The 15,040-nt window shown below is 68.5% G+C and carries 11 protein-coding genes; 2 read left to right on the forward strand and 9 right to left on the reverse strand.

The annotated features are described in order from the left end of the window. The first annotated feature begins 176 nt into the window (after nt 1–176). Nucleotides 177–929: an IclR family transcriptional regulator gene (locus CFB45_RS24805; RefSeq protein WP_089427828.1), complete on the forward strand. Its 753-nt coding sequence runs from the start codon at nt 177–179 to the stop codon at nt 927–929. Nucleotides 930–961: 32 nt separating this feature from the next. On the opposite strand, the gene CFB45_RS24810 is transcribed toward CFB45_RS24805, so the two are convergent. The 7 genes from CFB45_RS24810 to CFB45_RS24850 form a co-directional block, all read right to left on the reverse strand. Next, a complete protein-coding gene (locus CFB45_RS24810) occupies nt 962–1,909 on the reverse strand; it encodes a dimethyl sulfoxide reductase anchor subunit family protein (RefSeq protein WP_089427829.1) in 948 nt (315 codons plus the stop codon). A 41-nt stretch (nt 1,910–1,950) separates the two neighbouring features. Then, a complete protein-coding gene (locus CFB45_RS24815) occupies nt 1,951–2,697 on the reverse strand; it encodes a 4Fe-4S dicluster domain-containing protein (RefSeq protein ID WP_089427830.1) in 747 nt (248 codons plus the stop codon). A 16-nt stretch (nt 2,698–2,713) separates the two neighbouring features. After that, nucleotides 2,714–5,650: a molybdopterin oxidoreductase family protein gene (locus CFB45_RS24820; RefSeq protein WP_089427831.1), complete on the reverse strand. Its 2,937-nt coding sequence runs from the start codon at nt 5,648–5,650 to the stop codon at nt 2,714–2,716. A 252-nt stretch (nt 5,651–5,902) separates the two neighbouring features. Then, entirely contained in the window at nt 5,903–7,324 is a 1,422-nt protein-coding gene (locus CFB45_RS24825) for an amino acid permease (RefSeq protein ID WP_089427832.1), read from the reverse strand. 180 nt (nt 7,325–7,504) lie between these two features. Next, nucleotides 7,505–8,920 carry an NAD(P)/FAD-dependent oxidoreductase gene (locus CFB45_RS24835; protein ID WP_089427833.1) on the reverse strand — a complete coding sequence of 472 codons (1,416 nt, stop codon included), beginning with the start codon at nt 8,918–8,920 and terminating at the stop codon, nt 7,505–7,507. Between the two features lie 514 nt (nt 8,921–9,434). Next, nucleotides 9,435–10,739, reverse strand: coding sequence for an MFS transporter (locus CFB45_RS24845; RefSeq protein ID WP_089427835.1), 1,305 nt, complete (start codon nt 10,737–10,739; stop codon nt 9,435–9,437). Between the two features lie 127 nt (nt 10,740–10,866). Next, nucleotides 10,867–12,522: a GMC family oxidoreductase gene (locus CFB45_RS24850; RefSeq protein ID WP_089427836.1), complete on the reverse strand. Its 1,656-nt coding sequence runs from the start codon at nt 12,520–12,522 to the stop codon at nt 10,867–10,869. A gap of 186 nt (nt 12,523–12,708) precedes the next feature. Here CFB45_RS24850 and CFB45_RS24855 point away from each other — a divergent pair, with 186 nt between their 5' ends. Then, entirely contained in the window at nt 12,709–13,533 is an 825-nt protein-coding gene (locus tag CFB45_RS24855) for an IclR family transcriptional regulator (RefSeq protein WP_089427837.1), read from the forward strand. Nucleotides 13,534–13,572: 39 nt separating this feature from the next. On the opposite strand, the gene CFB45_RS24860 is transcribed toward CFB45_RS24855, so the two are convergent. Next, nucleotides 13,573–13,896 (reverse strand): hypothetical protein, encoded by a 324-nt coding sequence (locus CFB45_RS24860; protein WP_089427838.1) that lies wholly within the window; start codon nt 13,894–13,896, stop codon nt 13,573–13,575. A gap of 115 nt (nt 13,897–14,011) precedes the next feature. Next, on the reverse strand, nt 14,012–15,034 hold the full coding sequence (locus CFB45_RS24865) for a DUF2891 domain-containing protein (protein WP_089427839.1): 1,023 nt from the start codon (nt 15,032–15,034) through the stop codon (nt 14,012–14,014). Between the last annotated feature and the right edge of the window lie 6 nt (nt 15,035–15,040).

A 15,040-nucleotide genomic window follows, 5' to 3' on the forward strand; every position in this document is an offset into this window, starting at 1 on the left:
GCTGTCGTTGCTGGCCGCGCGGGCATCGATCTTCGCGCCCGCGCCGGTCGCGTTTATGGAACGATTCGTTCCGTCGCTGAAAATGCGTGCCGGGTTGCCGCGCCCACCGCCCCACGCGGCCGGCCTGCCGGGCCGTTCGGTACAATGGCCGCCATCCAGTTTCCGGAATGCCTGCCATGCTGCCCGCGGATACGCCCACGCTGCGCGCCTTCGCGCTGCTCGAACATCTCGTCCAGGCCGGCGACGCCGTGTCGCTCGCCGATCTCGTGCGTGAAGTCGATATCCCGAAGGCGTCGCTGCACCGGATGCTCGCGTCGCTCGAAGCCGGCGGCCTCGTGATCCGCGAGCCGGGTCGCAAGAACGCGTATGCGATCGGCCCGCGCCTCGCGCGGCTCGGCACCGGCGTGATGCTGCATGCGGGCGCGCGCCGGCTGCGCCACGCGATCCTCGAACGGCTCGTCGCCGATCTCGGCGAAACCTGCAACCTCACCGCGCTGCACGACACGGAAGTCGTCTATCTCGACCGCGTCGAAGCCGACTGGCCGCTGCGGCTCGACCTGAAGCCCGGCTCGCGCGTGCCCGCGCATTGCAGCGCCAGCGGCAAGCTGCTGCTGGCGCTGCTGCCGCGCGACGAACGCGCCGCGCTGGTGCGCGCACTGGCGCTGCCGCGCTACACGCCGAACACGATCTCGGACCCCGAGCTGCTCGAGGCCGAACTCGACCGCACCGCGCACAAGGGCGTCGCGATCGACAACGAGGAATTCGTCGCGGGCATCGTGTGCATCGCGGCACCGATCGTCGGCGCCGACGGCGCGTGCATCGCCGCCGTCGCCGTGCATGCACCCGTGTCGCGCGCACCGCTGTCGCAACTGCTCGATCACGTGCCGCGTTTGCAGGAAGCGGCCCGCGCGCTCGCGGACACGTTCTAGTTCCCGCACGGCGTGGCGGCGCACGCGCAACGTCATGACGCGCGCTGGTAGTAGAGGTTCTGCGGATGCCGCGCATCCGCGAAGAAGAACCAGCGTTCCGCGACCAGCCCCGCATACTGGATCACGAACGCCGCGCCAAGCGCGACGGCGGCCGCGACCGACGTCGGCGCGAGCGCGCCCGCGCCGGTCAGCACGAACGGCACCGCGAATGCGCCGATCAGGAAGCCGGCCTTCACCGCGCGCAGCGTGCCGTTGCCCTGCCCGTGAAAGAATTCCCGCGTATTGAACGCGCTGGCCGTGAAGCCGCGCGATTTCTGCTCGACCTTGTCGCTGCGGATCCCGGTCGCGCTCTGCACGGTCGACTTCGGCCGCAGCCGCGCATTGCGTGCGAGCGACGCGAGCCGCGCCACGCCGCCCGCGAGCGTCAGCACGCAGGCAGCCACCGCAAGCCGGCCGACCAGCGCCGGCGCGAGCCACGCGGCGCACGCCGTCGCCAGCGTGCAGCCGGACGCGCAGCCGAGCAGCACGAAGTTCACGAGCGTCAGCGGGCTTGCCCATTCCTGCAGGAAGCGCAGGCACGCGTAGATCATCGCGGTGCACACGAACAGCGCAACGCTCGCGAGCGCGCCCACCGCGCCGATCAGCAACGTGCCCGGCCAGCCGAACAGGTGCGCCGCGCCATATGCGAACGCACACGCGAGAAACACCGGCAGCGCGATGCATTCGCGTGACAGCCACGACGTGCGCCACATCGCGATCGCACGCCACGCGCGTTCGGGGTGGCCGAGATGGAAGAACGACGCCAGCAGGCCGAGTGCGCCGAGCGAGACCGACAGCGCGGCGCCGGTCACGTAGAACGACGCGGCAATATCGACGCCTGCCGCGCGCGCCAGTGCCTCGACGATCACGAGCGTCAGCAACAGACCCTGTGCGGCACCGCACAGGGTGGTAAGGAAAACGACCGAAAAGGCTGGGCGCATGGGGACTCCGTTTTTTCGACTATGAGTAAGGGACTGCGCGCTCAGCGCTGTGTCGCGAGCGACACGAGATCGATGTCGCCACGTGCCGCGCGAGCTTCGAACGACGCGTCTTCGTCGCTCCCGTTCGACGTACTGCCGCATCCGCCGCTGCTCCCGCAACCGCACGACGATTCGGTCTTCACGCGCGGCAGGTAATGGTTCGACGGACGCGTGTCCCATTCGGGCATCAGCTGATAGCCGCCGCGTTCGCGGATCGCGCGCGACACCTCCGACTCCGGATCGTGCACGTCGCCGAACAGCCGCGCCGAAGTCGGGCACGCGAGCACACAGGCCGGCTTCCGGTCACGCTCGGGCAGCGCCGGGTTGTCGATGCGGTCCGCGCACAGCGTGCACTTCGTCATCTCCTTGCGGCCTTCGTCGAGCTCGCGCGCGCCGTACGGGCACGCCCACGCGCAGTACTTGCAGCCGATGCACTTGTCGTAGTCGACCAGCACGATCCCGTCCGACTTGCGCTTGTAGCTCGCGCCGGTCGGGCATACCGGCACGCACGGCGGATCCTCGCAGTGCAGGCACGACTTCGGGAAATGGATCGTGTCGGTCATCGGGAACACGCCCGCTTCGTACGTCTGCACGCGGTTGAAGAACGTGCCGGACGGATCGTCGTCGTACGGGCGCATATCGGCGAGACTGCCGGCTTCGCCCGACGTGTTCCATTCCTTGCAGCTCGTCACGCAGGCATGGCAGCCGACGCACACGTTCAGGTCGATGACGAGGGCCATCTGGGTCATGGTGGTGCTCCTTCGATCAGCGATCTTCAGACTTCGGGCCGGCGGACGCCGCGCGCCGCAGCCGCGCGGCGAATGCGCCGGTTCCCGCGAAATACGCCTGCACGCGCTGCAGCACGCGCGGCGTGCCCGGCAGCGCCGGCATCGGCGCGAACTGCGGCAAGGTCGTCGCCGCATCGGCTTCGGCCGGATAGATCCGCACCTGCACGTCGTACCAGCCGGCCTGCCCCGTGATCGGATCGGAGTTCGACATCCGCGCACCACCGCGCGCCGCATCCGGCAGCTCGTCGGTGATCACGTGGTTCAACAGGAAGCCGCGCTGCGACTCGCCCGCCTGCGGCCCGAGGTTCCACGCGCCGGCCGCCTTGCCGATCGCGTTCCAGGTCCATACGGTGCCGGGCTCGACCGCCTCGCTGTAGCGCGCGCGGCACCGCACCTTGCCCCATGGCGATTCGACGTAGATCCACGCGCCGTCTTCGATCTGCTGCGCGGCGGCCGTCACCGGGTTCACGAACAGGTGGTTCTCGCCATGGATCTGCCGTAACCACGCGTTCTGCGAATCCCACGAGTGATACATCGCCATCGGCCGCTGCGTGATCGCCGCGAGCGGATAGCGGCCCGCATCGGTCAGCCCGCTTTCGAGCGACCGATGCCAGAACGGCAGCGGATCGAAATAGCGCGCGATACGCTTGCGCAGATGGTCGGGCGGCTGGCGGCCCGACGTGCGACCCTGCGCGGCGAGCCGGAATTTCTGCATCACGTCCGAGTAGAGCTGGATCACGATCGGCACGCCGAACTTGCGCATCCCGTTGTCGACCGCCCACTGCATGTACGGGCCGTTGCAGTTGCGCATGTACTGCAGCGGCTCCGGCAGCCGGTGGTGGTACACGCAGTTGTTCTCCGCGTAGCGCTTCCACTGGTCGGGGTTCGGCTCGCCGACGACGGCCTTGTCGCCGTCCTTGCCGCGCCAGCCGATCAGGAAGCCGGTGCCGGAATCGGGCGCGGTCTGGAAATTGATGACGAAATCCGGATAGTCGCGAAACTTGCGTTGCCCGTCCGCGGTCGTGAAGGCCGGAAACTTCAGCCGGCTCGCGAGTTCGATCAGCACTTCCTGGAACGGCTTGCATTCGCCGGTCGGCGGCACGACCGGCACGCGCACCGAGTCGACCGGCCCGTCGAATTCGGAGATCGGCCGGTCGAGCACCGACATCACGTCGTGCCGCTCGAGGTAGGTCGTGTCGGGCAGGATCAGGTCGGCGAACGCCGTCATCTCCGACGCGAACGCATCGCACACGACGAGGAACGGGATCCGGTATTCGCCGTCGTCGCGCTTGTCGACCAGCATCTTGCGCACTTCCGTCGTATTCATCGACGAATTCCACGCCATGTTGGCCATGAAGATCAGCAGCGTGTCGATCGGATAGGGATCGCCGCGCCACGCATTGGTGATCACCGAATGCATGAGCCCGTGCACCGCGAGCGGGTATTCCCACGAGAACGCCTTGTCGAGCCGCGCGGGCGTGCCGTCCGGATGGACGAACAGATCCTCGGGGCCCGCCGGCCAGCCGAGCGGGCCGGTGGCGAGCGGCGTGTTCGGCCTGATCTGCGCCGGGTCGTTCGGCGGTTTCGCCGACGGCGGCACCGCGCGCGGATACGGCGCCTTGTGCCGGAAGCCGCCCGGCCGGTCGATCGTGCCGAGCAGCGACATCAGCACGGCAAGCGCGCGGATCGTCTGGAAGCCGTTCGAATGCGCGGCGAGCCCGCGCATCGCATGGAACGCGATCGGCACGCCCTTCACCGAATCGTGTTCCTTGCCCCATGAATCCGTCCAGCGCACCGGCAGCGCGATCGCGTGGTCGCGCGCGACCGTCTCCATCTCGCGCGCCAGGCGGCGGATCGTGTCGGCCGCGATGCCGGTGATGTCGGCCGCCCATTCGGGCGTGCATTCGGCCACCTGCTCACGCAGCAGCGTGAACGACGGCGCGACGGGCGTGCCGTCGTCGAGCGTATAGCGGCCGTCGAGTGCAGGCTCGGCGCCTTCCGTGTGATGCAGCACCGCGCGGTTCGTCTTCGTGTCCCACCACATCCGGTTCTGCGGATACAGCGCGTTGACCTCCGGCGCGCCGGCGTCGCGCACGAACAGCCCGAACGTGTCGGCGCCGTCGCGCTGGTCGATCAGCTCCGCCGCGTTCGTGAAGCGCGACACGAATTCGAGGTCGAACGCGTCGCGCGCGATCAGCTCGTGCATCAGCGCCATGAACAGCGCGCCATCGGTGCCGGGGCGAATCGGAATCCATTCGTCGGCGATCGCCGCGTAGCCGGTGCGCACCGGATTGATCGCGATGAAGCGGCCGCCCGCCCGCTTGAACTTGCCGAGCGCGATCTTCAGCGGATTCGAATGGTGGTCCTCCGCGGTGCCGATCATGAAGAACAGCTTCGCGTTGTCGAGATCAGGCCCGCCGAATTCCCAGAACGAGCCGCCGATCGTATAGATCATCCCGGCCGCCATGTTCGCCGAGCAGAATCCGCCATGCGCCGCATAGTTCGGCGTACCGAACTGTTTCGCGAACAGGCCGGTGAGCGCCTGCATCTGGTCGCGGCCGGTGAACAGCGCAAAGCGCTTCGGGTCGGTGGCGCGCAGGTGCGCGAGACGCTTTTCGAGCACGTCGAACGCGACCTCCCACGACACCGGCTCGAACTGCGCGTCGCCGCGCTCGGCGCCCGGCTTGCGCATCAGCGGCTGCGTGAGCCGCGCGGGCGAATACTGCTTCATGATTCCGGACGAACCTTTCGCGCAGATGACGCCCTGGTTCAGCGGATGCGCGGGATTGCCGTCGATATAGCGCACCTCGCCGTCGCGCAGGTGCACGCGGATGCCGCAGCGGCACGCGCACATGTAGCACGTCGTCGTCTTGATCTCGGCCTGCTCGTCCCGCTCGCGTGCCCGATGTTCCATCGTCTGTCCTCGTTCGCGGATTCGCGGATGAGGGCGCGCCCGGCGGGCGCACCCGTGAATCGGTTCATCCATGCTATGCCGGCACGCGGCCGACATAAAGTCGCATCCTCTGATCGGTGCTATCGGTCGGCCCGATAGTTGCGCCGATAGTTGCCCCGGTCATCCATCGGCTCGGGCCTGAAGCCGCATGCACGAAGGCCCGGTACGCGGGCCGGGCCTTCGGCGTCAGGCGTTAGCGCGCATTACCCGGCATCAACGCGGCGGATAGGCGAGCAGTTCGCTGTCGTCGAGATGCTCGCGGCGGCTGCGGCGCGTGAGCCCGTAGGCGACGACCAGTACGCCGAGGCTGGCGACACCGAGCCACAGCGGCTTGCGCTGGTCGGGGATGAACGCCATCGCGACGAGGATGCCGACCATCCCGATGATCGCGACCCAGGTGAGGTACGGATACGCCCACATCTTGACGCGCAGCTTGCTGGCGGCCACCGGGTCGAGGCGCTTGCGCAGGCGCAGTTGCGAGAACGCGATCAGCACGTACACGAACAGCGCGACGGTGCCGTACGAATTGACGAGGAACGCGAACACGGTATCGGGCGACACGTACGACATCACCACCGACACGTAACCGAACACCGTGCCGAGCAGGATCGCGCGCACCGGCACGCCGCGCTTGTTGACCTTCGCGAGCGCGGCCGGCGCGTCGCCGTGGCGGGTCAGCGCGAACAGCATCCGCGACGCCGCATAGAGGCCCGAGTTGAGCGCGGACAGCACGGCCGTCAGCACGATCGCGTTCATCACGTTGGCGGCAGCCGGCAGGCCCATCACTTCGAGTGCGCTCACGTACGGCGTGGCCATCTGATGCGAGTTCCACGGCACCAGCGCCACGACGAGCGCGACCGAGCCGACGTAGAACACCAGCACGCGCGTGATCACCGAATTGGTGGCCTTCGCAACCGCTTTCGCCGGTTCCTTCGCCTCGGCCGCCGCGATCGTGACGATCTCGGCGCCGAAGTAGAAGCCGGTCGCCGCGACCGCCCCGCTCATCACCGGCCCGATGCCGAGCGGCATGAAGCCGCCGTGGCCGAGCAGCGTCGGCAGCACCGACGTCGTGTGCATCGACGCGGGCCACAGGCCGAGCACGTAGAGGCCGCCGAGGAACAGGAACACCATGATCGCGCCGACCTTGATCGACGAGAACCAGAACTCGAACTCGCCGTAGCTGCCGACCGAGATCAGGTTCGTGAGCGTCAGCACGACCAGCAGCGCGAGGCTGATGATCCATGCGGGCGTATCGGGTAGCCAGAACTGGATCAGCTTGGCGCCGGCCACCGCTTCGAGCGCGACGACGATCACCCAGAAATACCAGTACATCCAGCCGGTCAGGAAGCCCGCCATCTTGCCGGGCCCGCGCCAGTTGCCGAACGCGAGCCGCGCGTACTCGTAGAACGAACCGACGGCCGGCATCGCGCATGCCATCTCGCCGAGCATCCGCATCACGAGCACGACGAGCCCGCCCGTGATCAGGAACGACAGGATCGCGGCCGGCCCGGTCTGCTGAATCACCACGCCGCTGCCGACGAACAGCCCGGCACCGATCACGCCGCCAAGCGCGATCATCGTCATGTGGCGCTGCTTGAGCCCACACTTCAGGTCACTCTGATTCGAGGGTTGCATGTCTTCTCCATATCCAGTTGTCCGGACGCCGCCCGCACACCACCATCGGGTGAGCGCGGGCGCCGCCGGCGACGGCGCGTGCAGGGGCGCCTGCAGCCCCGGCCGCACGGATTTCTATTGCTTTTATTGTGTTCGACAGCCCGGCGCGCGTTGTGTCACGCCGGGCGATATGCACTACGTTCAGGGCTTTTCGTCGTTCCTGAAGTAAGACAGGTAGAGCATCCGTTGCCCGAGGCGCCGGAACGGCGCGAACGGGTGGCCAGGCAGCGGCGACGTGAAGATCGGCAGCGTCTGGCGTGCGCCCTTCCCCGCGATCTGCTCGGCCAGCCGGCGGCCGGCCTGCTGCGAGTACGACACGCCGTTGCCGCCGTAGCCGAGCGCGTAGTACACCGACTGCCGCGGGTCGGGCTGGCACACGCGCGGCATCATGTCGTGGCTCACGTCCACCCAGCCCCACCATGAATAGTCGATCTCCACGCCGCGCAGCGCGGGAAACTTGCGCGCCATCCCGTCCTTCAGCAATTCGAAGTGACGCGGGTTCGGCGCATCGTCACCGGTGATCGCGCTGCGGCTGCCGATCTGCAAGCGGCGATCCGGCAGGAAGCGATAGTAGAAGCGCAGCGTGCGCGTATCGGTCAGCACCTGCGTCGTGCGGAAATTGCATGCGTCGATCTCCGCGTCGGTGAGCGGGCGCGTGACCATCGAATTCGACAGGATCGGCATCACCTTGCTGCGCAGCGACGGATGCAGCGTCTGCGCGGTATACGCACCGGTCGCGATGCCGACCGCACGGGCCCGCACGACGCCGCCGGGCGTGCGCAGGTGGTGCACGCCGTCGATCGTCTCGAAGCCGAGCACCGGGCTGCTCGTATGCACCTTCGCGCCGGCTTCGCGCGCGAGGCGCAGGTAGCCGAACGCGAGCTTCAGCGCGTGGATGCCGATGCCTTCCGGCTCGTGCAGCGCGCCGGCCGCTTCGTGGTCGTTGATGAATTCGCGACGGAAGGTTTCGGCGCTCAGCAGTTCGGACGGATAGCCGAACACGTCCTTCCACACCTTCGCCTCGGCCGCGAGCTTGGCCATGATGCGCGGACGATGCGCGATCAGGAAATGGCCGCCCGGCTGCGGGTCGCAGTCGATTTCCGCCACGAGCGACTTGAAGTTCTCGAAGCCTTCGAGGATCTCGTCGTGCATCTTCAGCGCGACGTCCTTGCCCCAGCGCTCGATCCACTGCGAGCGCGACAGCCGGCCCGATGCGTTCTGCCCCTGCCCGCCGTTGCGGCTGCTGCAGCCCCAGCTCGTGCGGTTGGCTTCCAGCACGACGGCCTTGATGCCGTGGTCCCGCGCGAGGCACAGCGCGGTCGCGAGGCCCGTGTAGCCGGCGCCGATGATCGCGACGTCGACATCGAGATCGCGCGTCACGGGGCCGTCGTCGGGCGGCGGGGTGCCGGCCGTCGCGACCCAGTAGGTCGGCGCGTACTGCCGGCCGCACCCGGGCCCCGGCGACACGAGCGGATCGTAGGTCGGGTCGTAACGCGTGTCGTTCGGCCGGCCGCCGTTGAAACCGCTCGCGGTGCGTTCGATGGAAGGGGTCGACATGCTCAGACCTCCGACGCGGGCTGGCCTGCCACGCCGCAACGGGCGCGCGAGGCGATTCGACTGACTGATGCGGGGCGCACGCTCGCCGCACGGGCGAATGCTGCCGACTGCCTGTTGGTCATGCCTGTCTCCTGATCGTTCTCTTCGGGTCGATCGTGTGCAGATGCTTCAATGCGGCGATCTGTCGAGGAAAGTGTAGGCAGGCCGATTTGTCGCAGGTAGGGCCAGTCGACCGGATTCGCTTGGACCAGCGTGTGGGCGGCCGAATGGCGGGCAGCCGGTGGTGGGTCGCGATCGGCAAGGGGTGCGGCGCGGGCCTGTCACCACCGGGAAATCGATCAGCCGGCAGCATCGGACGACCTGCTGACGGCAACGGTCAGCGGCATAGGCATGGGCATGGGCATGGGCGTAGCCGTGGCCGTCGTCGTGGGCTCGGGTGTCGGCTCAGGTGTGGGCACGGCACCGACCGGCGACCGCCCCGCCGATACGACCCCGCGCCCCGCCCCACCCGCTGTCACATCGCCCGCACCGCGACGCCGTCCACGCCGCCGCGCTTCTCGATCGCCCGCGCGGACACGATCGACAGGAGTGCAGACAACATCACGTAAACCCCGACGAGCCACGGCGCCCCGCCGTTCACGCGCAGCAGCGCGGTCGCGACGATCGGCGTGAGCCCGCTCGCGAAGATGCCCGACACCTGGTAGACGAACGAAATCCCCGTGTAACGCACGTTCGCGTCGAACAGCTCCGCGAACAGCGCGGCTTCCGGCCCGTACGCCATCGCGTAGAAGATCCCGAACGGGATCACCAGCGCGAGCCACACGGCGAGCAGGTGGGTCGACTGCGTCTGCAGCAGCCAGAACGCGGGCAGCACCGACAACCCGCACAGCGTCGCGCCCCACCGGTACACGCGCGCACGGCCGAGCCGGTCGGACAGCCCGCCGAACACCGGGATGAACACGCACATCACGACGGCCGCGCTCATCACGCCGAGCAGCGCGTCGCCGCGCGAGATCGACAGGTTGCGCGTCATGTAGCCGATCGAGAACACCGCGAACACGTTGAAGAACACGCCGTCGATATAACGCGCGCCCATCCCGAGCAGGATCGCCCGACGATAGTTGGCGAGCAACTCGACGACCGGCAGCTTCGTATCGCGCCGCTGGCGCTTGAGCGCGACGAACTCGGGCGTATCGGCCACCCGCGTGCGGATGTAGAAGCCGACCGCCACCAGCAGCAGCGACGCCGCGAACGCGACGCGCCAGCCCCACGCGAGAAAGGCGGCGTCCGGCAGCGCACGCGACAGCGCCGCGACCACGCCGGCCGCGAGGCACAGCCCGATCGCGAGCCCGATCTGCGGCAGGCTCGCATACAGCCCGCGCCGGTGCGGCGGCGCGTACTCGTAGGCCATCAGCACCGCGCCGCCCCACTCGCCGCCGAGGCCGATGCCCTGCAGCACGCGCAGCGTCAGCAGCAGCACCGGCGCCCACATGCCGATCTGCGCATAAGTCGGCAGGAACGCGACGCCGGCCGTCGACACGCCCATGATCAGCATCGTCAGGATCAGCGCGGACTTGCGCCCGACGCGGTCGCCGAGATGGCCGAACAGCAAGCCGCCGAGCGGGCGCGTGATGAAGCCGACCGCGAACGTCGCATACGCGAGCATCGTCGACACGAACGCGTCGCCGGCCGGAAAGTACTGCTTGTCGAACACGATGCCGGCGACCACGCCGTACAGGAAAAAGTCGTACCACTCGACGGTCGCGCCGATCACGCTGGCCGCGGCCACGCGTCGGACGACCCGGGAATCGATTGCCATGCGAGCTTCTCCAGGTAAGGATGCGCCGCAACCTGCCCCGGCGCCGTACCGGCGGGGGCATCGATGAACGCGCGGCGGCCGTCCGGGCGCAGGCGCACGGGCCACGCGGGTGATGCGTGGCGACGCCCTACGCGAGCGCCTCGGCGGCCGGCGCGACGCTGTGGCCGCGATCGGCCGCGCGCGCGTCCTCGAGGATCATGTCGGACGCCTTCTCGGCGACCATCACGATCGGCACGTTGGTATTGCCCGATACGAGGGTCGGCATGATCGAGCAGTCGACCACGCGCAACCCGCGCGTGCCGTACACGCGCAGCCGCTCGTCGACGACCGCGAGCGGATCGCTCGCGACGCCCATTTTCGCGGTGCCGGACGGATGGAAGATCGTCTGCCCGTATTCCCGGCAGAACTCGAGCAGCTCGTCGTCAGTCTGCGCGTCCGCGCCCGGCCGCACCTCGCGCTTCATCAGCCGCGCCATCGGCTCGGTGGCCGCGACGCGGCGCGCGAAGCGCACGCCGGCCACCGTCGTGCGGCGGTCGCGCTCGGTGTCGAGATAGTTCGGCTGGATCGACGGCGCGTCGCGCGCATCGTCGGTGCGGATGCGCACGGTGCCGCGCGATTCGGGCCGCAGCTGGCAGATCGAATACGTGCAGCCGGGAAACGGATGCACGCTGCCGCCGGCCGAATCGGCCGACAGCGTCGAGAAATGGAACTGGATGTCCGGCGTCGCCGATTCGTCCGGCAGCGCACGGCAGAACATCCCGCCCTGGTTGATGCCGATCGCGAGCGGGCCGCCGCGGAACAGCGCCCACTGCAGCCCCATCTTCGCGCGACCGATCCACGAGTGCAGTTCGTCATTGGTCGTGATCGGCTTCGTCACTTCATAGATCAGACGAATCTGCAGGTGATCCTGCAGGTTCTCGCCGACGCCCGCGCGATCGGCGACGACCGGAATCCCGTGCCGGTTCAAGAGCGCGGCCGGCCCGACGCCCGACACCTGCAGCAGTTGCGGCGATTGCAACGCGCCGGCCGCGAGAATCACCTCGCGCAGCGCGCGCACCTCATGCACCTTGCCATGCTGGACGTACCGCACGCCGGACGCCTGCGCGCCGTCGAACAGCACCTTCAGCGCCTGCGCATCGGTTTCGACATGCAGGTTCGGCCGCCCGCGCGCGGGCTTCAGGTACGCCACCGCCGTCGAGCAGCGCAGCCCGTTGCGCGTGGTGAGCTGGTAATAGCCGACGCCTTCCTGGTCACCCGTGTTGAAATCGTCGACCGTGCGCACGCCGAGCCGGTTCGACGCGGCCACGAACGCATCGACGAGTTCGTGCCGCTGCCGGATCGCGGACGCCCACAGCGGGCCGCCGGTGCCGCGCGTGGGCCCGTCGCCGAGCGTGTTGTGTTCGAGCTTGCGGAAATACGGCAGGCACTCGCGCCAGCTCCAGCCGCGATTGCCGAGTGCGGCCCAATGGTCGTAGTCCTGCTGCTGCCCGCGCACGTAGATCAGCCCGTTGATCGAGCTGCAGCCGCCGAGCGTGCGGCCGCGCGGCCAGTACAGGCGGCGGTTGTGCATGTTCGGATCGGGATCGGTGTGGAAGCCCCAGTTGTACACGGGATGAAACATCGTCTTGCCGTACCCGATCGGCACGTGGATCCACATGTAGCGGTCGGCGGGGCCCGCTTCCAGCAGGCACACCGTATGGCGGCCGCCGTCGGACAGCCGGTTGGCGAGGACGCAACCGGCCGATCCCGCGCCGACCACGACATAGTCGAAGCTGCGTGTCATTCGTGTCTCCGTTCCGGGGTTTTGGAAAAATCCGGTATGTTTTGTCCAAATTTATTGAGCACACGGAACGCATACAAGCCGATTTATTGTCCACGCCGCGAATGTGGTACAAAAACCGTTCAATTCGTTTCATTTCCGTCGCACACACCATGCCGGGACGCACGCCGATCCCGACGGAGGAGACACATGCGCGAAACCGCCCCCGCGCCGCCCGATGGCGCGCCCGCCGACGACGCGCGCGTCCTGCGCGCGCTCGCGGTGCTCGAAGCACTCGCGTCGGCCGGCCAGCCCTACACGCTGTCGCAGCTCGCCGCGCGGCTGCATATCCCGAAGGCGACGCTGCTGCGCCTGATCGAATCGCTCGAAACGCGCGGCTACGTGATCCACATGCCCGACTCGCGCGGCCACGATCGCGGCATCGCGCTGGGCCCGCGCGCCGCGCAGTTCGCGCTCGCGGCGCTGTCGAACAACACCTTCACGCGCGGCTGCCGCTCGGTGCTGCGCTCGCTCGTCGACGTGCTTGGCGAAACCTGCAACCTCACCGCGCTCGACGGCGACACGGTGCTGTACGTCGAACGCGTCGAGACGACCGAGCCGCTACGGCTCGAGATGCGGCCCGGCATGCGCGTGCCGCTGCATTGCACGGCGAGCGGCAAGCTGTTCCTGTCGCAGATGAATGCGCTGGAGCGCAACGCGATGCTCGCGCGGCTCACGCTGAAGAAGATGACCTACCGGACGCTGACCGATGCGCAGTTGCTCGCGGCCGAGCTCGACCGGCTCGCCGCGCGCGGCGTCGGGATCGACAACGAGGAGTTCGTGCGCGGGATGGTGGCGGTTGCGGTGCCGGTGAAAGAGGCAGCAAGCGGCCGTGTGCTCGCGGCGCTCGCCGTGCATGCGCCGACCGCGCGCGCGACGCTCAACGACCTGCTGGAGAACGTGCCGAAGATGCGGGAAGCGGCTACGCGGCTCGCGCCGCTGCTGCATGCGGCTGAGGGTGTGCCGCCGGGGTGATGCGGCCGCGCGCGGTCACACCGCTATGCCGTCACACGTTCACGCGAGGTGGTAGCGCAGCCAGAAAGTCTCGCGGCAAGCGTTGTCGAACGTCATCCGCGTCGGGCCGATCGCTTGCGCATCGGGATGGCGGAGCACGTCGTAGTCGATCCAGCATTCCGCGCACAGCAGGTCGGACGGCGCGCGATCCTGCTCGACCGAGCGACGCACGATCGCGCCGTTGTCGAAGCGGTATTCGGTTTCGTCGCGCGTGACTTCGACGTCGTCGTCGGTCCAGCGGTCGTGCGACGTCGTGTGCGACACGATCGACACGGGGCCCGAGAGTCCGTGGATCGCGGCGACGTAGGAAATAAGCTTGTCCATGGCGAGGCGGCAAGGAAACAGATGGCCGCATCGCGCAACGCATGCTGCGCGATACGGCCCGAGCGGCGAGTATAGCCGCGTGCCGAAGACCTTGCCGCCGGCGGGGTTTCGCGCGCTACGCCTCCAGCGCCAGCAACGCGAACGTCGCGAGCCAGTGCTCGCCCATGTAGTCGCCGGCCACGTGCGCGAGTGCGCTCGCGAGATGCCGGTCGGCCGCGTCGAGCAGCTTCGCGCGCCGCGCATCGCCTTCCGGCAGCGCCCCGGCCAGCGCACGCTGGCACCACGCGCGGCTCAGGTTCAGCCCGTCGAGGTGCGCGATCTTGCCGTCGCTGCGATCACTGACCGTCGCCGGCTCGAACAGCGTCGCCGGCTCGCCGCGCGCGAGATCGGGCAGGAAGCGCGCGAACCAGCCGTCGAATTCGGCAGCCGGCAGCACGCGCCGCATCAGCTCCGCCTCCATCAGCGCGGGCGACAGGAATTCGTCGCCCGACGGTTCCCACGCCTGGCATGCGACATCGTTCAGGTGCCAGCGCTTCGCGGTATCGACGATCAGCGCCGCGAGCCCGTCGCGCTGCGTGTCGCGCGCGAAGTCGAGCGTGAGCGCCAGCGCGAACGCGGTGTTGAAGTGCGTGCCGACGCGCAGCGGATAGGTCGCTTTCGGCAGGAAGGTCTCGAAGCGCGACACGAACAGGTCGGTCAGCGGCGCCATCGTCTTCGCCCAGCGCGCGGCCTGCGGCATCGCCCCCTTCAGCGCGAGCCGCTCCAGTTGCGCGGACAGCGCGAGCAGCCACGCCCAGCCGTACGGCCGCTCGAAACCGGCGTTGTGCGGCCGCGCGAGATACGCGCGCTCGCCGGCGACGTTCGCGTCGGTGAAGTGCGCATCGACGATCGCGACGATGCGTTCGGCCTCCGGCAATGCCGGGTAGCGTTCGAGCACACGCAGCACGAGCCAGTAGCCGTGCACGCACGAGTGCCAGTCGTAGCTGCCGTAGAAGATCGGGTGCAGCGCGCGCGGCCCCTGCACGTCGTGCGGACCTTCGAGCGAATGCGTGAGCTTGTTCGGATATTCGCGGGTCAGGTGCGCGAGCGCGAGCGACGCGAATTTCGAGGCGAGTTCGGGGGTCAATCGGTCGGTCATGCGGAT

The sequence above is a fragment of the Burkholderia sp. HI2500 genome, assembly GCF_002223055.1.
In the GTDB taxonomy this organism is placed as follows: Bacteria; Pseudomonadota; Gammaproteobacteria; order Burkholderiales; family Burkholderiaceae; genus Burkholderia.